The 20,206-nt window shown below is 72.1% G+C and carries 20 protein-coding genes and 2 pseudogenes; 10 read left to right on the top strand and 12 right to left on the bottom strand.

Features of this window, described 5'->3' with window-relative positions:
- The first annotated feature begins 18 nt into the window (after nucleotides 1-18).
- Entirely contained in the window at nucleotides 19-1,662 is a 1,644-nt protein-coding gene (locus EDD90_RS30370; protein WP_123976103.1) for a DNA repair helicase XPB, read from the top strand.
- On the opposite strand, the gene EDD90_RS30365 is transcribed toward EDD90_RS30370, so the two are convergent.
- Nucleotides 1,620-2,714 (bottom strand): glycosyltransferase 87 family protein, encoded by a 1,095-nt coding sequence (locus tag EDD90_RS30365; protein ID WP_123981826.1) that lies wholly within the window; start codon nucleotides 2,712-2,714, stop codon nucleotides 1,620-1,622. The genes EDD90_RS30370 and EDD90_RS30365 overlap by 43 nt on opposite strands.
- Nucleotides 2,715-2,876: 162 nt before the next feature.
- Nucleotides 2,877-3,056, bottom strand: a complete 180-nt coding sequence (locus EDD90_RS30360; RefSeq protein ID WP_123976102.1) for a hypothetical protein — start codon at nucleotides 3,054-3,056, stop codon at nucleotides 2,877-2,879.
- A gap of 335 nt (nucleotides 3,057-3,391) precedes the next feature.
- On the opposite strand from EDD90_RS30360, the gene EDD90_RS30355 reads away from it, so the two are divergent.
- Complete coding sequence (locus EDD90_RS30355; protein ID WP_123981824.1) at nucleotides 3,392-5,470, top strand: UvrD-helicase domain-containing protein; 2,079 nt, start codon at nucleotides 3,392-3,394, stop codon at nucleotides 5,468-5,470.
- On the opposite strand, the gene EDD90_RS57665 is transcribed toward EDD90_RS30355, so the two are convergent.
- From EDD90_RS57665 to EDD90_RS30325, 6 genes are all read right to left on the bottom strand, one after another.
- Nucleotides 5,433-5,744: a transposase gene (locus EDD90_RS57665; protein ID WP_260328182.1), complete on the bottom strand. Its 312-nt coding sequence runs from the start codon at nucleotides 5,742-5,744 to the stop codon at nucleotides 5,433-5,435. The two genes, EDD90_RS30355 and EDD90_RS57665, sit on opposite strands and share 38 nt — an antisense overlap.
- A 161-nt stretch (nucleotides 5,745-5,905) precedes the next feature.
- On the bottom strand, nucleotides 5,906-6,571 hold the full coding sequence (locus tag EDD90_RS30345) for a response regulator transcription factor (protein WP_123976101.1): 666 nt from the start codon (nucleotides 6,569-6,571) through the stop codon (nucleotides 5,906-5,908).
- Nucleotides 6,568-7,617 (bottom strand): sensor histidine kinase, encoded by a 1,050-nt coding sequence (locus tag EDD90_RS30340; RefSeq protein ID WP_123981822.1) that lies wholly within the window; start codon nucleotides 7,615-7,617, stop codon nucleotides 6,568-6,570. The genes EDD90_RS30345 and EDD90_RS30340 overlap by 4 nt, the downstream gene beginning before the upstream one ends.
- A 158-nt stretch (nucleotides 7,618-7,775) precedes the next feature.
- On the bottom strand, nucleotides 7,776-8,306 hold the full coding sequence (locus tag EDD90_RS30335; RefSeq protein ID WP_123976100.1) for a hypothetical protein: 531 nt from the start codon (nucleotides 8,304-8,306) through the stop codon (nucleotides 7,776-7,778).
- A gap of 234 nt (nucleotides 8,307-8,540) precedes the next feature.
- Nucleotides 8,541-9,233 carry a copper homeostasis protein CutC gene (locus EDD90_RS30330; RefSeq protein WP_123976099.1) on the bottom strand — a complete coding sequence of 231 codons (693 nt, stop codon included), beginning with the start codon at nucleotides 9,231-9,233 and terminating at the stop codon, nucleotides 8,541-8,543.
- 103 nt (nucleotides 9,234-9,336) lie between these two features.
- Nucleotides 9,337-10,008, bottom strand: coding sequence for a maleylpyruvate isomerase family mycothiol-dependent enzyme (locus EDD90_RS30325; protein WP_123976098.1), 672 nt, complete (start codon nucleotides 10,006-10,008; stop codon nucleotides 9,337-9,339).
- 48 nt (nucleotides 10,009-10,056) lie between these two features.
- On the opposite strand from EDD90_RS30325, the gene EDD90_RS30320 reads away from it, so the two are divergent.
- Together EDD90_RS30320 and EDD90_RS30315 are read left to right on the top strand one after the other, a co-directional pair.
- Nucleotides 10,057-10,722: a hypothetical protein gene (locus EDD90_RS30320; RefSeq protein ID WP_123976097.1), complete on the top strand. Its 666-nt coding sequence runs from the start codon at nucleotides 10,057-10,059 to the stop codon at nucleotides 10,720-10,722.
- A gap of 33 nt (nucleotides 10,723-10,755) precedes the next feature.
- Nucleotides 10,756-11,802: a GNAT family N-acetyltransferase gene (locus EDD90_RS30315; protein ID WP_123981820.1), complete on the top strand. Its 1,047-nt coding sequence runs from the start codon at nucleotides 10,756-10,758 to the stop codon at nucleotides 11,800-11,802.
- 54 nt (nucleotides 11,803-11,856) lie between these two features.
- Here EDD90_RS30315 and EDD90_RS30310 read toward each other — a convergent pair whose 3' ends face one another.
- Complete coding sequence (locus EDD90_RS30310; RefSeq protein ID WP_123976096.1) at nucleotides 11,857-12,126, bottom strand: DUF4031 domain-containing protein; 270 nt, start codon at nucleotides 12,124-12,126, stop codon at nucleotides 11,857-11,859.
- Entirely contained in the window at nucleotides 12,123-12,509 is a 387-nt protein-coding gene (locus tag EDD90_RS30305; protein WP_123976095.1) for a hypothetical protein, read from the bottom strand. Before EDD90_RS30305 ends, EDD90_RS30310 begins: the two co-directional genes overlap by 4 nt.
- A gap of 55 nt (nucleotides 12,510-12,564) precedes the next feature.
- On the opposite strand from EDD90_RS30305, the gene EDD90_RS30300 reads away from it, so the two are divergent.
- The 6 genes and pseudogenes from EDD90_RS30300 (at nucleotide 12,565) to EDD90_RS30275 (ending at nucleotide 17,402) form a co-directional block, all read left to right on the top strand.
- Complete coding sequence (locus EDD90_RS30300) at nucleotides 12,565-13,515, top strand: MurR/RpiR family transcriptional regulator (RefSeq protein ID WP_398925922.1); 951 nt, start codon at nucleotides 12,565-12,567, stop codon at nucleotides 13,513-13,515.
- 111 nt (nucleotides 13,516-13,626) lie between these two features.
- Nucleotides 13,627-14,556: an N-acetylmuramic acid 6-phosphate etherase gene (gene murQ / locus EDD90_RS30295; protein ID WP_123976094.1), complete on the top strand. Its 930-nt coding sequence runs from the start codon at nucleotides 13,627-13,629 to the stop codon at nucleotides 14,554-14,556.
- 16 nt (nucleotides 14,557-14,572) lie between these two features.
- Nucleotides 14,573-16,117, top strand: coding sequence for a PTS transporter subunit EIIC (locus EDD90_RS30290; protein WP_123976093.1), 1,545 nt, complete (start codon nucleotides 14,573-14,575; stop codon nucleotides 16,115-16,117).
- Between the two features lie 215 nt (nucleotides 16,118-16,332).
- Nucleotides 16,333-16,860: pseudogene (locus tag EDD90_RS30285) on the top strand (SDR family NAD(P)-dependent oxidoreductase); the annotation flags it as partial.
- Nucleotides 16,853-17,143 (top strand): annotated as a pseudogene (locus EDD90_RS30280) (Scr1 family TA system antitoxin-like transcriptional regulator); the annotation flags it as partial. The pseudogenes EDD90_RS30285 and EDD90_RS30280, both read left to right, overlap by 8 nt.
- Nucleotides 17,127-17,402 carry a DUF397 domain-containing protein gene (locus EDD90_RS30275; protein WP_123976092.1) on the top strand — a complete coding sequence of 92 codons (276 nt, stop codon included), beginning with the start codon at nucleotides 17,127-17,129 and terminating at the stop codon, nucleotides 17,400-17,402. The pseudogene EDD90_RS30280 and the gene EDD90_RS30275, both read left to right, overlap by 17 nt.
- On the opposite strand, the gene EDD90_RS30270 is transcribed toward EDD90_RS30275, so the two are convergent.
- Complete coding sequence (locus EDD90_RS30270) at nucleotides 17,378-19,039, bottom strand: transglycosylase domain-containing protein (protein WP_260328181.1); 1,662 nt, start codon at nucleotides 19,037-19,039, stop codon at nucleotides 17,378-17,380. The genes EDD90_RS30275 and EDD90_RS30270 overlap by 25 nt on opposite strands.
- Nucleotides 19,036-20,115 (bottom strand): sigma factor-like helix-turn-helix DNA-binding protein, encoded by a 1,080-nt coding sequence (locus EDD90_RS30265; RefSeq protein ID WP_260328179.1) that lies wholly within the window; start codon nucleotides 20,113-20,115, stop codon nucleotides 19,036-19,038. Before EDD90_RS30265 ends, EDD90_RS30270 begins: the two co-directional genes overlap by 4 nt.
- Nucleotides 20,116-20,206: the final 91 nt, after the last annotated feature.

Below are 20,206 nucleotides of genomic sequence, written 5' to 3'. Positions count from 1 at the left end.
AGGGAAAGGGTGCCGCGCGTGAATGGTCCGTTGATCGTCCAGTCCGACAAGACCCTGCTCCTGGAAGTCGACCATGAGCGGGCCGACGACTGCCGTCGGGCCATCGCGCCCTTCGCGGAGCTGGAGCGGGCGCCCGAGCACATCCACACCTACCGGGTGACCCCGCTGGGGCTCTGGAACGCGCGGGCGGCCGGGCACGACGCCGAACAGGTCGTGGACGCCCTGGTCGAGTACAGCCGCTACCCGGTGCCGCACGCGCTGCTGGTCGACATCGCCGAGACGATGGACCGGTACGGGCGGCTGACGCTCAGCAAGCACCCGGCGCACGGGCTGGTGCTGACGACCACCGACCGCCCGGTCCTCGAGGAGATCCTGCGCTCCAAGCGGATCATCCCGCTGGTGGGCGCCCGGATCGACCCCGACACCGTCGTCGTGCACCCCTCCGAGCGCGGGCAGATCAAGCAGACCCTGCTGAAGCTGGGCTGGCCGGCCGAGGACCTCGCCGGGTACGTGGACGGCGAGGCGCACCCCATCGAGCTCGCCGAGGACGGCTGGGCGCTGCGGCCCTACCAGAAGCAGGCCGTGGAGAACTTCTGGCACGGCGGGTCCGGTGTCGTCGTCCTGCCCTGTGGGGCCGGGAAGACGCTGGTCGGCGCCGGGTCCATGGCGCAGGCCAAGTCGACGACGCTCATCCTCGTCACCAACACCGTGTCCGCGCGGCAGTGGAAGCACGAGCTGGTGAAGCGGACGAGTCTCACCGAGGACGAGATCGGTGAGTACAGCGGGACGCGCAAGGAGATCCGGCCCGTCACGATCGCCACCTACCAGGTGCTGACGACCAGGCGGAAGGGTGTCTACCCGCACCTCGAACTCTTCGACTCCCGGGACTGGGGTCTGATCGTCTACGACGAGGTCCATCTGCTGCCGGCTCCTGTCTTCAAGTTCACCGCCGACCTTCAGGCGCGCCGGCGGCTGGGGCTGACGGCCACCCTCGTGCGCGAGGACGGCCGGGAATCGGACGTGTTCTCCCTGATCGGGCCCAAGCGCTTCGACGCCCCGTGGAAGGAGATCGAGGCGCAGGGCTACATCGCACCCGCCGACTGTGTCGAGGTACGGGTGAACCTCACGGACTCGGAGCGGCTGGCCTACGCCACCGCCGAGACCGAGGAGAAGTACCGCTTCTGTGCGACCACCGCGACCAAGCGGAAGGTCACGGAGGCGATCGTGAAGCGCTTCGCGGGCCAGCAGATCCTGGTGATCGGCCAGTACATCGACCAGCTCGACGAGCTGGGCGAGCACCTGAACGCCCCGGTCATCAAGGGCGAGACCTCCAACGCCCAGCGCGAGAAGCTCTTCGACGCCTTCCGCGAGGGCGAGATCAGCGTGCTGGTCGTGTCGAAGGTCGCCAACTTCTCCATCGACCTGCCGGAGGCCACGGTCGCCATCCAGGTCTCGGGCACCTTCGGCTCCCGCCAGGAGGAGGCCCAGCGTCTCGGCCGGGTGCTGCGTCCCAAGGCGGACGGCCACCAGGCCCACTTCTACTCCGTCGTCGCCCGCGACACGATCGACCAGGACTTCGCCGCCCACCGGCAGCGCTTCCTGGCGGAGCAGGGGTACGCCTACCGGATCATGGACGCCGACGAGATCCTCGCGGAGAGCTGAGGCCCACCGCTCCGCAGGGCGCGGCCGTGCCGCCGTAGGGCGACGGCCGCGCCCGCCAGCAGCGCCAGCCCCAGCAGCGGGTACGGCGACGCGAAGGGCTGCTGCCACCACGGCAGGCGCAGGTCCCGGTCGCCCTCGTGGGGCAGCAGCCACATCGTGCGGGCGGTGAAGAGGGCCGCCGTGGTGAGGGCGAGGGCCGGGCGGCGGTCCGCCAGGAGGACGGCCAGGAGCGGGACGCACCAGACCCAGTGGTGGGACCAGCTGATCGGGCAGACCAGCAGGGCCGTGAACGCGGTCAGCAGGACGCCCCAGCGGTCACCGTTCACATGGCGGGCGCGGGTGGCCAGCCACAGCCCCGCCGCCGCCAGCCCGGCCGCCGGGAGCGACCACACGAGACCCGGTGCCTCCGCGCCCAGCGCCCTTGCGACCAGGCCCTGAAGCGACTGGTTGTCGACGATCCACGCCTTGCCGACCCGGCCCGTCTCGAACAGGCGCCGCGTCCAGAAGTCCACGGAGGCCGGGGGGAGGAGAAGGGCACCGAGCAGGGCCGTGCCCACGAAGGACGCCGTCGCAACGCCTGCCTCCTTTCTGCGTGCGGTGAGGAACAGATACGCGATGAAGATCGCCGGGGTGAGTTTGACGCCCGCGGCGATGCCCAGGGCCAGACCCTTGGCGGGGGCGCCGGGCGGACGGGTGAGGTCCCAGAGGACCAGACAGGCGACCGCCAGGTTGATCTGGCCGAAGAGAACCGTCTGGAAGACCGGCTCCAGCCAGAGGCCGAGGGCCGTAGCCGCGCACAGCGGCGCAAGGGGCAGCGGGCGTCCGGCCAGCCGGGCGGAGAGGGCGACGAGACAGGCGAGCAGGAGCGCGTTGCCCGCGAGGAACGCCACCTTCAGGGCCGGGACGGGGATCCAGGTCGTCGGGACGAACAGGACCGCCGCGAAGGGCGGATACGTCGCCGGCAGCCGCCACTCGGTGACCGTGAAGCCGTACAGATCACCGCCGTGGACCACGGCCTCGCCCTCGGCCCGGTAGACCAGCAGATCGGCCATCGGGGCGTGCAGCAGGACGCAGAGGGCGGCGAAGGAGCAGAGAGAGACCGCCAGGAGGGAGCTGGACAGGCGGAGGGAGACGGGCGGAGGGAGAGAGATGGACAGGGGGAGAGGGGAGGACGTCACCGTCGTCCGGTTCGGCACGCAGGTGACCCTATGCCGTCACTTACGGTGTATGCCCGTTTCCTCGCCGTACTCGCCGAGGATGACGACGCTGAACGCCGCGCTGACGAAGACCTTGACGGCACGCAGGGCGTCGCCCAGGCGGTGGGTCGGGACGCCGTCCACGGCTGTGGCGCCCGGGGGACGGCTGGGGGCTGGTGTGATGGTTGCTGCGCTCATGCCTCAATGGTGGAACTTCGGGCATAAGGACGGCATCGGTCCACGGGTCCAATTTCCGGCATCCGCCCGTCCACCCTCGGATGGACCTTCCCCCCTACCTCAGACCGCCCTCCAGGGTGACACTCCCCCTAGGGGGCACGGCACGGAAGCCGGCCGACGGCCGATTGGGGGAAAATCCATTGGCCTCCCCGGCCCCGTCTCACTAGACTCTCCGCTCTTGCCCGCCTCCGCCCCCCGGAGTGCCGCCGCCCGGACGGAAACCGGTCGGCTGATCGCCACCCGTGCGCCATCCACACCTGAGCGCCGACCACCCGCAGGCCTTCGGAGGCACCCCCTTGTCCACGCCCGCCCACGACCCGCTCACGGACCCGCACACCGCACCCGCCGACGACCCCCTCTCCCGCGAGCGCTCCCACCTCGCGTCCTCCCGCTCCGCGCTGCGCGCCATGCGCGAGGACGTCGAGTCGCTGGACATCAGCAACGTCACCGCGAACTGGGTCAACGCCGAGGTCCTGGCCCGCCAGATCGACGAGCGCATCAAGGCGCTGGCCGACCTCAGCGACACGCCTCTCTTCTTCGGCCGCCTCGACTACCTGCACGCCCCCGGCGCCGACCAGGCCGAGGGCGCGGACGGGGAGCGCTTCTACATCGGGCGCCGGCACGTGCACGACCACGACGGCGACCCGATGGTCATCGACTGGCGGGCGCCGGTCTCGCAGCCGTTCTACCGGGCCTCCAAGAAAGACCCGATGGACATCGCGCTGCGCCGCCGCTTCGGGTACACGCGCGGCGACATCACGGCGTACGAGGACGAGCACCTGTCCGACCCGGCGGAGGCGGCCCGCACCAGCAAGCTGCTCCAGCAGGAGATCGAGCGGCCGCGCGTCGGTCCGATGCGGGACATCGTGGCGACCATCCAGCCCGAGCAGGACGAGATCGTGCGCAGCGGGCTCGGCGGGACCGTGTGCGTACAGGGTGGCCCGGGGACCGGAAAGACCGCGGTCGGCCTGCACCGGGTGGCCTACCTCCTCTACGCCCACCGGGAGCGGCTGGCCCGCACCGGCACCCTGGTCATCGGCCCGAACCGGTCCTTCCTCCACTACATCGAGCAGGTGCTGCCGGCGCTGGGCGAGTTGACCGTGCAGCAGGCGACGGTGGACGACCTGGTGGCGACCGGCGCCGAGGTACGCGGCGCCGACGACGCGCCGGCCGCGGTCATCAAGGGCGACGCGCGGATGGCGGAGGTGCTGCGCAGGGCCGTCTACTCGCATGTCTCCCTGCCCACCGAGCCGGTCGTGGTGGTGCGCGGCTCCCGCCGCTGGCGCGTCCCGGCGTACGAACTGGAGGCCATCGTCCGGGAGTTGCTGGACCGCGACATCCGGTACGGCGCCGCTCGCGAGGCCCTGCCGCAGCGCATCGCGCACGCCGTGCTGGTCCAGATGGAGCGCTCGGGAGAGGCGCCGGACGACCGCGTGCAGGACTCGGTGGCGCGCAACGCGGCGGTGAAGGCGGTCGTCAAGCAGGTCTGGCCGCCGGTCGACCCGGCGAAGCTGGTGCTGCGCCTGCTGACGGACGCGGACTTCCTCGCGGAGCACGCCGCCGGGATCCTCGACGAGGACGAGCAGAAGACGATCGTGTGGGCGAAGCCGGTGCGCAGTGTGAAGTCGGCCAAGTGGTCGGCCGCGGACGCCGTGTTGATCGACGAGACCACGGATCTCGTCCAGCGCACCCACTCCCTCGGCCATGTGGTCCTCGACGAGGCGCAGGACCTGTCCCCCATGCAGTACCGCGCGGTCGGCCGCCGCTGCACCACCGGTTCGGCGACCGTCCTCGGCGACCTGGCACAGGGCACCACGCCCTGGGCGACGCGGAGTTGGGACGAGGCGCTGGCCCACCTCGGCAAGACGGACGGTGTGATCGAGGAGCTGACGGCCGGTTTCCGCGTCCCGACGGACGTCATCACCTACGCCTCCCGGCTCCTCCCCCACATCGCCCCCGGTCTCGCCCCGGTCGCCTCGGTCCGTGAGAACCCCGGCTTCTTCGAGGTCCGTACGGCCGAGGACACCGCCGAAGTGATCGCCGCCTGCGAGGAGTTGCTGCGCAACGAGGGTTCGACGGGCCTGATCGCGGCGGACGCGCGCGTACCCGCGCTGGCCGAAGCGCTCACCGCGGCCGGGATCGGCTACCTCGCCCCCGGCGAGGAGACCACGGCCGAAACCCGCCTCACCCTGGTCCCCGCGTCACTCGCCAAGGGCCTGGAGTACGACTACGTGGTCCTCGACGAGCCCCAGGCGGTGGTCGACGGCGAACCGGACGAACGGACCGGACTACGACGGCTGTACGTGTCGCTGACGCGAGCGGTGTCCGGCCTCATCGTCACCCACGGGGCCCCACTGCCGCCCCAGCTGACCTGAGCCGATCCCCCTGACACCGCTTCCCCGGCGACTGAAACGACAAGGTTCTGTCTCTCTGACCGTTGGGACTGGGGTGCTGCAGACTTCCCGGTCCTGGGCACCGAGCGGGTCGCTTGTGAGAGGTCTGGAAGGGCCGAGCTCCTCGGGCAGGTCCCGGCCAGGGTGAGCTGGTGCGGTACTTCCACGCGACGGCCTCAAGCGTTCGGCGATGATCGGCCCACCGCCGCCCGCGGACCGGATCGGCCGGCAGCAACGGCTCGATCCGGTTCCACATCGCATCGGGATCCGCGCGCTGCCGATGCACCGGGCCGCCGAGGACGTGGTCGGGCCGGTCTTCTTCCTCGCCGCCGACGGCGCCCGTCTCGCCGCCGGCCGGACGCTCGACGTGGACGGCGGCCGCCGCCTGCTGTGCGGCCGCCCCACGGGGCCGGGAGGTCAGGCCAGGCCGGCCGCGATGGCGCGGCGGACGGCGTCGGCCCGGTCCCGGATGCCGGCCTTGGCGAAGAGGTTGTTGATGTGCGTCTTGACGGTCGCCTCGCTCACGAAGAGCTTCTCGGCGATCGCGCGGTTGGGCAGACCCTGGCCGATCAGGGTGAGTACTTCGCGTTCGCGGGGCGTGAGATCCGCGGGCAGCTGCTGTCCGGACGCCGTCGGCCTGGCGCGGACGGTGGCCAGCAGCCGATCCTGGACCTCGCGGTCCAGGACGGACTGGCCCGCGGCGGCGGCGCGGATCGCGCGGACGATGTCCTGGCGTCCGGCGTTCTTCGTCAGATAGCCGCGGGCGCCCGCGCTGAGGGCTGCCAGGATCGAGTCGTCGTCGGCGAACGTGGTGAGCACGACGACGGCCACCCCGGGGTGTTCGTCGCTCAGCCTGCGGGTGGTCTCGATTCCGTCGAGCACGGGCATGCGCAGGTCCATCAGCACGACGTCCACCGGACCGGCGGCGACCGCGTCCAGTACGCCGTTGCCGTCCGCGGCCGCCGCGACGACGTCGATGTCCTCGGCCAGACCCAGCACCGCGGCGAGCGGTTCGCGGACGGCGGCCTGGTCGTCGGCGACGACCACGCGCAACGGCCGGGAGCTCTCGGTGGGTTCACTCATCGCGGGATCACTGCTTCCACTTGCCAGCCGCCTTGGTCCGGTCCCTCGGTGACCGGTCCCGCGGTGAGGGTGCCGCCCAGCAGGGCGACGCGTTCGCGCATTCCGATCAGCCCCATTCCGCTGCCGACCCCCGCGTTCACCGTACGGGTGGCGTGCCGGTTGCGGATCGTCAGCGCCGTCGAGGAAGCCGCGAAGGCCAGCTCCACCCGCACCGCACCGCCCGGGGCGTGCCGCGCGGCGTTGGTCAGGGATTCCTGGGCGATCCGCAGCAGATTCTGGGTCACCCGGGCCGGTACCTCCACGGGGGTGCCGCGGACGGTCAGGGCGTCGCGGTGGCCGGACGACTCAAGCATCGCGGTGAGGGTCTCCACCAGCGGCAGCGAGTCCTCGCGGAGCGCGTGGACGGTCCACTGTGCCTGCTTCAGGCTCTCCTTGACGAGGCTGTGGGCCTTGTCGTTGACCGCCCTGACCTTCTCCAGGTCGCCGGTGTCGAGCAGCGCGTCGGCCAGTTCCAGCTGCATGTTGATCCCGGCGAGCGTGTGCGCCAGGACGTCGTGCACGTCCCGGGCGATCCGGGCGCGTTCGGTGAGCACGGCGGCCTGCGCCTCGGCCCGGGCGGCGCGCTCCGCGCTCTCGGCCGCCGACAGCGCGGCGTCCACGGCCTGGTGCTGGACGCGGTTGAGTATCCCGATCAGGACCGGTGCGCCGGTGGTGAGACCGACGGCCCAGGGCAGCAGGTGGTGACCGGGTCCGACATGGAAGTACAGGACGCCGCCGCAGAGCAGGCTGCAGGCCAGCGCCAGGACGACGGCCTGTCTGGTCGGCAGCCGGTATCCGATGTGACCGGAGAGGAAGAAGGCGAAGAGGTAACCCGTTCCGCTGCGGCTGGCGCCGATCAGCGCGGCCGCCGCGAGGATGCCCAGCGACAGCCAGACGACGGCGGCGCGCGGCGGGACCTTGCCCAGGGGCAGGCCCCGGGCCAGCAGCGCCGCACAGTTCAGTACGAACAGGACCGCGACCACCAGCCCCCGTCCGCTGACGCCCATCGGCTGGATCGTCAGGGCCCCACTGACGATGACCGCCACGGTCAGGGCCCACTGCGCCCGGGGGTCCCGGCCCGGGATCGGCCGGGGCGCGGCCGATGGGGGCGGGACCTGTCCGGGGGAGGAGGCGGTCTCGGCGGTGGGCACGGCCAGACCATAGCTCACGGTCGGACCGCGACACGGTTCGAGGCAGGGGCGGGCTGCCCGGCGGTCAGCATCCGGCTACGGACGAAGATCGTGGCCAGCCGGGTGACGACCTCGGTGAGCGCCATCAGGACGAAGGCCGCCACCCATGCCTGGTCGCTGGTGATGTGGTGGGCGAGGCTGAACCGGGCGACGTCGTCGGCGCCGCCGTGCTCGGTCCACAGCTGGAAGCCCATCCGGGCACCCATGCCGAGCACCCACAGGATCGCGGAGACCGCGCCCGCCTTGATCAGGATGTGCTCGCCCGCGGTCCTGACCCGGGTGTAGACGCCGCCGGCGATGCCGAGTACGGCGCCCGCGCCCATGAGCGCTCCGACCAGTATCAGGTCGTTGCCCCCGGTGGGAACGGAGTCCAGGTACGTGTGGGCCACGTAGGCCACGATCCCCAGCGGGATCAGGAAGGTCTTGAGGTCCAGCCGGCCTTCCCGCAGCTGCCGGAAGACGACGAGGATGAGAGCGATGTCGGTGATCCACTCGGTCGTTGTCATGCCCCCAAGCCTGCTGTCGCAGGGCCCGCGACACCTGGACCCACGGGTGGAACCCGGGGTGGAGAAGCACCCGGCCGGTCGCGGTCGGCCGCGTCGCTCCTCTGGTCCCGGGCGGCTGTCCGGAGATCGGGCGGTCCGTAGATCGGGAAACTCGCGTGCGGGTGGACCCGACCGCGGTGGAGCGGGCGCATCGGGGCTTGTCGCGCAGTTCCCCGCGCCCCTAGGTGGGACCACTCACGGTCGGTCCAGGACTTGACGCCACTCCTGCACCGCCTCCGCCGACACCGGTCCGTCCCAGCCCCCCGGCCTCGCCGCGCCGCCGATGTGGAACGCACCGATGCCCGCCGCCCGGAGCTCGGGCACATGATCGAGCCGTAGCCCTCCGCCCACCAGGAGCGTCTGCCCGTACCCCGGCTCCCCGCCCCGGCGCGCCTCCGCCCGCAGCGTGGGGAAGCCCTCGTCCACGCCCTCCGCGGCGCCCGCCGTGAGGTAGGTGTCCAGACCCGGCAGGTCGGCGAGCTCCTTGCGCAGCGCATCCCGGTCGGCGGCGCGGTCGATGGCCCGGTGGAAGGTCCAGCGGCAGCCCTCCAGCACCTCCACCACCCGCTCCACCGCGGTCAGGTCCGCCCCGCCCGCCGCGTCGAGGAACCCGAGCACGAACTGGTCGGCCCCGGCCGCCCGCAGCTCCCCAGCCGCCCCCGCCAGGCGGTCGACGTCGCCCGCCGCGAACCCGTCCGCCAGCCGCAGCATCACGCGCAGGTCGATATCGACGGCGGCCCGGATCGCGGTGAAGGTCCGGGTCGGCGGGGTCAGGCCGTCGGCCGCCATGTCGGTGACCAGTTCGAGGCGGTCCGCGCCTCCGGCCTGGGCGGCGACCGCGTCCCCCGCGTCGAGGGCGATCACCTCCAGGACTGCACGCGTGCTCATAGGACCCCTTCCGTCGGTGTTCCCCTGGAGCGGCTACAGGAGGTCTAGTCCAATCCCAGGGTACGTGCCGACCGTGCGGGGCCGCGAGACCGCCCCCGGCCGCTCACCCGTACAGATTCAGCTCCTTCACCTCCGCCCCCGTCAGCTCGTACGGCACCCCGTCGGCCGACCGCCCGGTGTACAGCCGTACGAGCGTCGCCGCGTCCCCGATGAAACGGGCCGGTGTCCGTGTCCCGCTCGGCGCGCCCAGCTGCAGCGGCTCGTCCACGTCGTCCAGGTCGGCCTGCAACCTCAGGTGCCCTCGCTCGCCGGTCACCCGGGCCAGCAGCGAGAGCGCGTGGGGCAGGCCCGCGCCCGTGTAGGCCCCCGGTTCGCCGAGCGTGTCGCGGACGTCACCGGCGTGCACCCACTCCCCCAGGGCTATCGGGTCCAGGAGCCCGTCCGCACGCCCCGCGATCACCTCCCCGGCCTCGGTCATCCCGCGCTCCAGTTCGTCCACGACCCGCGCGTTCTCCCACTCCGCGCGCTCGGCGATGTCCCGGTCGTTCGACTCGGGCGAGAACACCCCCGGCTCGAAACGGCTCTCCACCACCCGGATCAGCGCGGCCGAACAGTGCGCGAGCACATCCCGCACCGACCACCCCGGACACGCGGCGGTCGGCAGCGCGAAGTCCGCGTCCGGCCTGGAGCGGAGGAGCGGGATCAGCGCATCGCGCTCGACGGTGAGGAGACGTCCGGGCAGCAGGGGGTCGCGTGCAGCGTCAGCAGCAGTCATGCCTGCCACGCTAGGGGCGATGTCGGTGGTGCGCGGGAGAATGAACTCATGGCCGATCTCGACGATCTCCGCTCCCGCTGGCTCCGCGCCCTCCTCATGGCGCGGGACGACGACTCCTGCGGCCCCGACCCCTACCGCTACGCCGACGAACTGCTGCGCCGCTGGCAGGAGCCCCAGCGCCGGTACCACACGCTCGCCCATCTCACCGCGGTCCTCGACCACATCGACGTACTGGAGGAGTACGCGGCCGACCCGGAACTGGTCCGGCTCGCCGCCTGGTTCCACGACGCGGTGTACCTTCCGGACCGCTCGACGAACGAGGAGCGCTCGGCCCGCCTCGCCGAACGCGCCCTCCCCGAGGCGATGATCTCCGCGAAGAACACCGCGGAAGTCGCCCGCCTGGTCCGGCTCACCGTCACCCACGACCCGGCCGACGGCGACCGCAACGGCGAGGTCCTGTGCGACGCCGACCTCGCGATCCTCGCCGCCCCGCCGTCCGCGTACGCCGCCTACACCGCCGCCGTGCGTGAGGAGTACCACTTCGTGCCCAACGACGCCTTCCGCGAGGGCCGTTCCGCGATCCTCCGCCAACTCCTCGCACTGCCTCAGCTGTTCAGAACTCCGCACGGCCGCACCGAGTGGGAGCCGACCGCCCGCTACAACCTCGCCGCGGAGCTGGAAATGCTGTCGACCGCGAGGGATCCGGCGTCCTAGGGTGCGCCCATGCGACCGGTAGACGCGGATGATGTGAACGAGGCCGTCGCGGGCTCTCTGGCAGTACTGCGACCGGCGGCGGACCGGGACTGGGAGGGGGTCACAGCCGGACGGCTGGAGTGGAGTTGCCGCACCACGGCGTTCCACATCGCCGAGACCTTCGTCGGTTACTCCTCCCGCCTCGCCGGGCGGGTGCTGGAAGGCCGCCTCCCGCTGCGCATCGGCCTCGCCGAGGGCACCGACAACCACGGCCTGCTGGACGTGGTCGAGGCGACCGGAGCGCTGCTGGCGGCCACCCTCCGCGCCACCCCGCCGGGAGTCCGCGCCTTCCATCCCCAGCGCTTCGGGAGCGCCGACCGCCGGGGCTTCGCCGCGATGGCCATCGCCGAAGTACTGCTGCACACCCACGATGTGACGGAAGGCTTGGGCATCCGCTACCGGCCCGCCGAGGAACTAGCCGAGTCCGTCCTGACCTGGATCTTCCCGCACGTCCAGCCGGGCCCGGCCGCCTGGCCGACCCTGCTGTGGGCCACCGGCCGCGGCGAGCTGCCCGGCCGCGCCCCGGTCAGCGACTGGGGCTGGTACAACAACCTCGTCATACCCGCCGAACGCCTCGACCTCGTCGGCATCCGCCCGGCCGAGGCCCGTGACCTGCGCCTCGGCGGCGACGGCGGCTTCGAGTGGATCGACGGCGGCCCGTACGAGGGCACCCGGGACGCCGCCGGCTTCATGCTGAAGGCGTACGAAGGAGGCGTGCACCGGCCGGAGTTCGGCGTCTTCACCCTGGTCCGCCGGGCGGACGGCCGGGCGATCGGCGGCATGGGCTTCCACTCCGCCCCGGACGAGGAGGGCCGGGTGGAGATCGGCTACGACCTCACGGAGGCCGCCCGCGGCAACGGCTACGCGGCGGAGGCGCTCCGCGCCCTGGCCGACTGGGCCCTGGCCCGCGACGACGTACGCTCCCTGTTCGCCACCATCGACCCCGCCAACACGCCCTCCCAGGCGGTCGTGTCCCGCGCCGGCTTCACCAAGGTGAGCGAGGACGAGGAAGGCATCGCCTTCGAACTCCGGGGACGGTAGAAGCCGGGGACGGTGAAAGCCGGGGACGGTGAAAGCCGGGGACGGTGAAAGCCGTTACCGCGCCACGTCGCTCTTGCGTCTGCGCAGCCCCGCCCCGTGCAGCAGCCGTACCACCTCACGGCTGCTGACCTCCACGGCACCGGCCCGCACCGCGTCCGCGTAGCGGTGGGAGGGGATGTCGTAATGGTCGCGTTCGAAGGCGCGGCGCGGGACGGCCAGTTCCTCCGCGAAGACGTGCAGTTCGGCGTATGAGACGTCGCTGACCAGGTGGGACCACATCCGGCCGTGGCCCGGCCAGTTCGGTGGGTCGATGTACACGGTCACGAGGACGACATCCCGCCTCCGGTGGCCAGGCCCAGGGAGCCGACGGAGGCGACCTTCACGCCCGCCTTGTGGCACACCCAGTGCGGGTCCGGGCCGAGTTCCGGTTCGACATCCAGCGCGTGCGGGTCGCCGGCCTCGCACACCGGGCACAGCGGCCAGCGGCCGTACCGCTCCAGCAGTGCGTCCTGTACGTCCTGGGCCACCAGCCCCGCCACGTACTCCGCCCCGTCCGGCCACTGCTGGACCCACCATCTGCGCTGTACGACGGAGTCCTCGACCAGCGAGACCACATCCGCCTCGGCGACCTCGCCCGCGACCAGATCGGCGAGTACAAGGGCGCGGGCGGCGTGCAACGCCTGTTCCAAGGGGCTTACGGGGTCCATGGTCCCATTGTGCGCGGTCTTGACCCGGACACCGACCCGAAAATATCTTTCAAGGGTGACCGAGAAGATGAAGGAAATTTTCGGAAACGGCAACGGCAACGGCTCGGGCGGCGTGCGAAGGAGTACGCCGCCGGCTCCCGCCGCCCTCGCGGCCAAGGTGCGTACCCTCGCGCCCTCCATGACCCGCTCCATGCAGCGCGTCGCCGAGGCGGTCGCGGGCGACCCCGCCGGCTGCGCCGCCCTCACGGTCACCGGCCTCGCGGAACTCACGGGCACGAGCGAGGCGACCGTCGTACGCACCGCCCGGCTGCTCGGCTACCCCGGCTACCGCGACCTGCGGCTCGCCCTCGCCGGGCTCGCCGCGCAGCAGCAGTCGGGGCGGGCGCCCGCCATCACCACCGACATCGCCGTCGACGATCCGATCGCCGACGTCGTCGCGAAACTCGCCTACGACGAGCAGCAGACCCTCGCGGACACGGCCGCCGGCCTCGACACGGCACAGTTGGGGGCGGCCGTCAGCGCGCTCGCCGGGGCGCGGCGCACGGACGTGTACGGCATCGGGGCGTCCGGGCTGGTCGCCCAGGACCTCACCCAGAAACTGCTGCGGATAGGGCTGATAGCCCATGCGCACAGTGATCCGCATCTGGCGGTCACCAACGCGGTGCAGTTGCGGGCCGGGGACGTGGCGATCGCGATCACGCACTCCGGGTCCACCGGGGATGTCATAGAGCCGTTGCGGGTCGCGTTCGAGCGGGGCGCCACGACCGTGGCGATCACCGGGCGGCCGGATTCCTCGGTGACGCAGTACGCGGATCACGTGCTGACGACCTCGACCTCGCGGGAGAGCGAGTTGCGGCCAGCGGCGATGTCCTCGCGGACCGGTCAGCTGCTGGTCGTGGACTGCCTGTTCGTGGGGGTGGCGCAGCGGACCTATGAGGCGGCGGCTCCTGCGTTGGCGGCGTCTTATGAGGCGTTGGCTCATCGGCATCGGAATTTGCGCCGATAGACCGTAGGGGTGCGGGTTGTGTGGCGGCTGCGGGTGGGTTGTGGCTGGTCGCGCAGTTCCCCGCGCCCCTGGGGGGGGTGCACTGGACCGCGTCAGAAAGAACCGTTTCCTATGACCACCGAAAACCGCGCTCTCCGCACCGAGCTCGAAACGCTCACCACCGAGGCCTTCCGGCCCGAGCTCGCCGAGATCGACACGCTCCCGACCCTCGACATCGCCCGTCTGATGAACGGCGAGGACGCCGAAGTCGCCGCCGCTGTCGCTCTGCGGCTTCCCGAGATCTCCGCCGCCATCGACGCCATCGCCGACCGTATGGCCCGTGGCGGCCGGCTGGTCTACGCCGGTGCCGGGACGGCCGGGCGGCTCGGGATTCTGGACGCCTCCGAGTGCCCGCCCACCTTCAACACCGACCCGGGGCAGGTCGTCGGTGTCATCGCGGGCGGGCCGCAGGCCATGGTGACGTCGGTGGAAGGCGCCGAGGACTCGGCCGAACTGGCCCAAAAGGACCTGGACGGGCTCGGGATCCGTGCCGCTGACACCGTCGTCGGCGTCTCCGCCTCCGGCCGCACCCCCTACGCCGTCGCCGCCGTCGAGCACGCCCGCGCCCTCGGCGCCCTGACCGTCGGCCTGTCCTGCAACGCGGGCAGCGGCCTCGCGGCCGCCGCCGAGCACGGCATCGAGGTGGTCGTCGGGCCCGAACTGCTCACCGGGTCCACCCGGCTCAAGGCCGGCACCGCCCAGAAGCTCGTTCTCAACATGCTGTCGACGATCACGATGATCCGGCTCGGCAAGACCTACGGGAACCTGATGGTCGACGTGCGTGCGTCGAACGACAAGCTCCGGGCCCGCTCCCGGCGCATCGTCGCCCTCGCCACGGGTGCGTCGGACGAGGAGATCGAGGCGGCTCTCACCGCCACCGGCGGCGAGGTGAAGAACGCCATCCTGGTGGTCCTCGCCGGTGTCGACGGACCCTCCGCCGCCCGCCTTCTGGAGGAGTCCCGCGGCCATCTGCGCGCGGCGCTCACCGCCGCGGCCGGCTGACCCGCACGCTCGGGGAGTGCAGAGATCGCCGTACGACACCGCCGCCGCGCTCCTGCCCCTGCTCGGCGGGCCCGCGAACATCACCTCCGTCGCCCACTGCATGACCCGACTCCGGCTGGGGATCGCCGACCGGTCGGCGGTGGACGAGGAGACGGTACGGGCGGTGCCGGGGGTGCTCGGGGTGGTGGCCGACGGGGACACCTTCCAGATCGTCATCGGGCCCGGGGCCGTGGTGGCCGTGACCGCGGAGTTCGAACAGATGCTGTCCGCCGATCCGCTGCCCGCTCCGCCAGTGCCCACCGAGCCGCAGTCCGCCGAGCCGCTGCCCGTCCCGCCGCTGCCCGCCGAGCCGCAGTCCGCTCCGCCAGCGTCCGCCCAGCCGCTGTCCCCCGATCCGCTGCCCGTCCCGCCGCTGTCCGCCGAGCGGCTCGCCGCCCGTGGGGCCGAGCTGCGGGCGGACCACGCCCGGCGCAACGCGACGCCCCTCAAGACCGCCCTCCGCCGTATCGCCGACGTCTTCGTCCCGCTCATCCCCGCCCTGATCGGCTGCGGAATCCTGGCCGGGCTGGGCGGGCTGCTCGTCAACGCCGGCTGGCTGCCCTGGCTCACCCCGGCCCTCGCCGCCATCGCCTCCGGCTTCATGGCCCTGATCAGCGTCTTCGTCGGCTACAACACGGCGAAGGTGTTCGGCGGGACCCCGGTCCTTGGCGGTGCGGTCGCGGCGATCGTCGTCTATCCGGGGGTCGCGAAGGTCACCGCCTTCGGGGTCGCGCTCTCCCCCGGCCAGGGCGGGGTGCTGGGCGCACTGGCGGCGGCGCTGCTCGCGGTCCGCGTCGAACGGTGGTGCCGAGGCCGGGTCCCCGACGCGCTCGACGTCCTCCTCACCCCCACCGTCACCGTCCTGGTCGCCGGACTGGCCACGCTCTACGGCCTCATGTACGCCGCCGGTCTCGTCTCCACCGCCATCGGCACCGCCGCGAACTGGCTCCTCGCCACCACGGGACCGCTCGCGGGACTCGTCCTCGGCGGGCTCTTCCTCCCCCTCGTCATGCTGGGCCTGCACCAGGCCCTGATCCCCATCCACACCACCCTCATCCAGCAGCAGGGTTACACCGTGCTGCTCCCCCTCCTCGCCATGGCGGGCGCCGGCCAGGTCGGGGCCGCCCTCGCCGTCTACGCCCGCCTCCGCCGCGACACCTCGCTCCGTACGACGATCAAGTCGGCGCTCCCGGCGGGCCTGCTGGGCGTGGGCGAACCTCTGATCTACGGGGTGTCCCTGCCGTTGGGCCGCCCCTTCCTCACCGCGTGCGCGGGCGGGGCGGCCGGCGGCGCCTTCGTGGGGTTCTTCGCGGTGCTCGGCGACCGGGTGGGCGCGACGGCGATCGGCCCGTCGGGCTGGGCCCTGTTCCCGCTCCTCACGGGAAACAGGGGCCCGGCCCTCGCGGCGGCGATCTACGCGGGCGGTCTGCTGACCGGCTACGCCGTCGGCTTCCTGGCCACATACCTCAGCTTCGACGGCGATTCTGTCGGCGATGGCTCGTCACTTCGCCGATCCACGTGATGAAGTCCCCGGGGTCCTCGTCGGCGCCGTGCCCGGCGTCCCAGTAGTACTTGATGTCCACGTCGGCACCGAGGTTCTTCAACGGCCGCCGGCCTCGTGTCGGTGGGACGGTCGGTGATCTGTAGGCGATGTGTCGGTGACCGCTGGAACCGTGGGTGCCGAGTTGCCCGGCAGTCAGCCGCAGCCGCCTTCACCAGCAAGGAAGTCCCGTCGCCATGCCGTCCACGTCCTCCACCTCGTCCACTCCGCCCTGGAACGTCCAACGGCTGCCGCGTGCCGATGGCAGCGTCTTCCTCATCACCGGCGGCAACGCCGGCATCGGGTACTTCGTCGCGGAGCAGTTGTCGGCCACCGGAGCGACCGTCGTACTCGGCAGCCGGAGCCCGACGAAGGCCGAGGCCGCCATGGCGTCGATACGCGCGCGGGTCCCCGGCGCCCAGGTGCGGGCCGTACGGCTGGACCTCGCCGACCTCTCGTCGTTGCGGACAGTTGTGGAATCACTGAAGGTGGAACGCCTCGACGCGGTGGTCCACAACGCCGGCGTCGCGCTCGACGACCCGCCGCGCGAGGAGACCGGGGACGGCCACGAGCTCATGTTCGGCACGAACCACCTCGGACACTTCGCGTTGACCCGGTGGCTGATGCCGCTGCTGTCGGCCGCACCGGCGGCCCGCGTCGTGACCATGGGCAGTTTCGCGGCGAAGTCCGAGCGACTCGACCTGGCCGACCTGCAGTCATGTCGCCGGTCTGGCGCGCCGGAACCGGGTCATCATGCAAGTGCTGCCGTTCAGCGCGGGTGCTCACACGGCCATGCAGGGTGCTCTGAAGCTGATGGAATTCGAGGACGCGCCGCCGCTCGCCTACTACGAAGGGGTCCGTACCGGGCGACTGGAAGACGACCCGGCCACCGTCACCCAACTGAGGTTCGTGTTTGATCTCCTCGTGGCCTCGGCTCTCCCACAAGAGAAGTCCCTGGCCCTGATTGAGGCGTTGGCGCAGGATTACGCCCATGCGGAACATCCCTGACTACGACCTGAGCGCAGCCGTATGGATCAAGTCGAGCTACAGCGGTGGCGGCGGCGACAACTGCCTCGAAGCTGCCCGCTGGCGTAAATCGACGTACAGCGGCGGCCAGGGGGGCGACTGCCTCGAAGTAGCCGTCGACCACCACCCCGCCCTCACCCCCGTCCGCGACTCCAAAGCAGCCCCCCTCGGCCCAACACTCACGTTCCTGCCGGAGGCCTGGGCCACCTTCGTCGATCACATCAAGCGCTCCCACAACTGACTTGCCGTCTGCTCGGTAACCTCCGTCGGTGCGGGTGACGTCGGCAGCTGTGCGGGCACCGTCGTGTTCTTCTTCTTGCCGGGCTTGTCGGCGAAGAGGGAGACCGTGAGGGCGAGCCGGTCGTCGTAGGCGACCGTCCACACCGTGCGGCGGGTGATGCCGCCGCCCGCGCCCGCCGTGAACAGGTTGGCCGCGGGGCCCGCGACCGGCGTGGCGGCGAAGCCGCCGGGGACCGGCGCGGCCACCGCGCGGGCCTCCTCCCCGGCCAGGACCCGTTCGCGGTCGGGGTGGGCGGAGTAGACGGTCCGGCCGTCGCGGGTGATGCGGGTGACGGTGTACGGCACCGCGTACATGCCGTCGGCCGCGACCGTCGCGTACGCCGACGTGAGCTTCAGCGGTGTCGGCGCCGCCGTCTTCGGCAACTTCGCAAGCGGCCCGGTGAACGGATACTTCGCCAGCGGCTCCAGCGCCTCGCCCGCCTCCACCGCCCCGCTCACCGCGTCGTTGAAGGGCTGCCGGGCGTAGTCGGAGCCGCCGTACAGCACGCGCACCGCGCCGTCGCCGGGCTTGATGCCGACGATCGCGGTGTGCAGCCGTACCCCCTTGCCCGCGGCCTTGTGCCCCTTGACCAGCGCGGCCGCGGAGTCCTGGAGGGAGAGGTCGAAGGTGGTCCGTACCGTGTAGCCGCCGCGCGCCAGCTGGTCCTCGGTGATGCCGAGCCGGTCGGCGGCCTCCTTCGCAGCCACGTCGATCAGATACTGCCGCTGTCCCTCGGTCGCGCCCGGCGGATAGAACCGGAACGCCGGGAAACGGGCCTCGGCGCGCTGTTTCGCGGTGATGTCCCCGCTCGCCGCCATCGCGTCGAGGACCCAGGTCCAGCGGTTCTGGAGGGTCGCGGTCACCTTCGGGTCGGAGCCCGCCTTCTCGTAGTAGGACGGGAGGTTGATGATGGCCGCGAGCGCGGCGCCCTGCCCGACCGTGAGGTCCTGCGTGTCGACGTCGAAGTAGTTGCGGGCGGCGGACTGGATGCCGGCGGCGCCCCGGCCGAAGTACACGGTGTTGAGATAGCCCGCGAGGATCTGGTCCTTGGAGCGGGTGCGGTCCAGTTTGACCGCGATCAGTGCCTCGCGCGCCTTGCGGGACAGCGTCTGCTGGGGGCTGAGCAGCGCGTTCTTGACGTACTGCTGGGTGATGGTGGAGCCGCCCTGCCGCTCGCCGCCGGTCAGCGCCGCCGCCACGGCGCGGACGACGGCCTTCGGGGAGACCCCGGAGTCGCTGCGGAAGGATCGGTTCTCCGCGGCGATCACGGCGTCCTGCACATACCGCGGTACCCGCGACAGCGGTACGTCCTGACGGTCGACCGGGCCCCGGCGGCCCAGGTAGGAGCCCTTCTCGTCGAGGAAGACGGTGCTCTGGACGACGGTCTCCGGGTGCGGCTTGGGGATGACGGTGAGCTGGTACGCGACGACGACCGCTCCGCACAGCAGGGCGAGGACAAGCAGGAGGGCGGCCAGCAGGCGGCGCCCGATACGGCCCCGGTTGCGGCGCAGGCGGGTGCGCAGCGGTATGCGGCGCGAACTCATGGGCGAGGGTGCCTTCTTGGGCTCCGACGCGGGATCCGACTTCAGTACGGTCATGCCCGCCACCCCCCGAACCGCAGCCGTGCGAGGACGGCGCCCGCGCTGTCGTACACCTTGACGCCGCCCGTATCGCCGCCCGCGCCGCGCTCCGTGCTCCCCGCGAGGATCGCCTTGGCGTCCCGCCCGGACACCGGCACGCTCGCGTACCAGACACCCCAGCCTGGGCTGCCCGCCAGGGTGAGCACCTTGGCGGCGATCCTGCTGTGGCCGGTGTCGAGCTCGACGCCTCCCGGGTCACCGTGCACGCCGTAGTACACCCCGGACAGGAGGTACCGGCCGCGCACCGGCTCCGCCTGCTGGGAGGACACGCCGGGCTCGCCGTGCCGGTCGTTGGCCACCCCGCTGAAGACGTCGTTCTCCCGGGGTGTCGACCAGTGGCTGCCGTCCGCCGTCAGCCACAGCTGCACGCCGGGTGCCGCGTCCACCCGCTCGCCGGGTGCCACGATCCGTACCGTGCCGGGCGTCCGCCCCGCCGCCGTACCGGACGACGCCTCGGCGCCGGTCCCGCCGCCGAGGCCGACGGCGAGGTAGGCCGGCAACGCCAGCACCGCGGCGCACCCGGCCGCGAGCACGGCGGTCCGCCGGCGCCGCAGCGCCCGCCCCCGCGTCCGTACCGCCTCACGCGGGAAGGGTGAATCGGGCACCTCACCGGCCCAGGCGGCGTACACCTCGCGCAGCCGCCGGGCGTCGACCCCGACCGCCTTCATGCCCCGCCGGTCGAGGTGGCGCACCGCCCCCGCGGAGGTGCCGAGCAGCTGGGCGATCTGCTTGTCGGGCACGGCCTCCCAGTGCCGCAGCACCAGCACGGTCTGTTGCCGGGCGGCACGCCGACGGCGGCCCGGCCACCGCCGCCGCAGCAGCCAGGTCCGGACGAGCCGGCGCCGCACGTGGAAGTCCACGTCGTTGCGCGGAACGCGCCCCCAGCGCGCGTACACCCGGGCCAGCGTGCTGAGCGCCAGCTCCCGTGCGGCGGGCAGATCACCCGTCAGCAACCGTGCGGTGACGAGGAGTTGGGGCCAGCGGTCGCGTGCGTACGCGTCGAAGTCATGAGGGATCCCGGAGCCCGTCCGCATCGTCTTCTCCTTCGGTCGCGCATGCTCGCGTGTGTTTCGATGTACGCCGCATGTGCGGCCCACGGGACCTGTACGCACGGGTGGGGCGGGT

This window comes from Streptomyces sp. Ag109_O5-1, assembly GCF_003814875.1.
Taxonomy (GTDB): domain Bacteria; phylum Actinomycetota; class Actinomycetes; order Streptomycetales; family Streptomycetaceae; genus Streptomyces; species Streptomyces sasae.
Note: the sequence above shows the minus strand (reverse complement) of the source record. Positions and strands in the feature narration are given on the sequence as shown.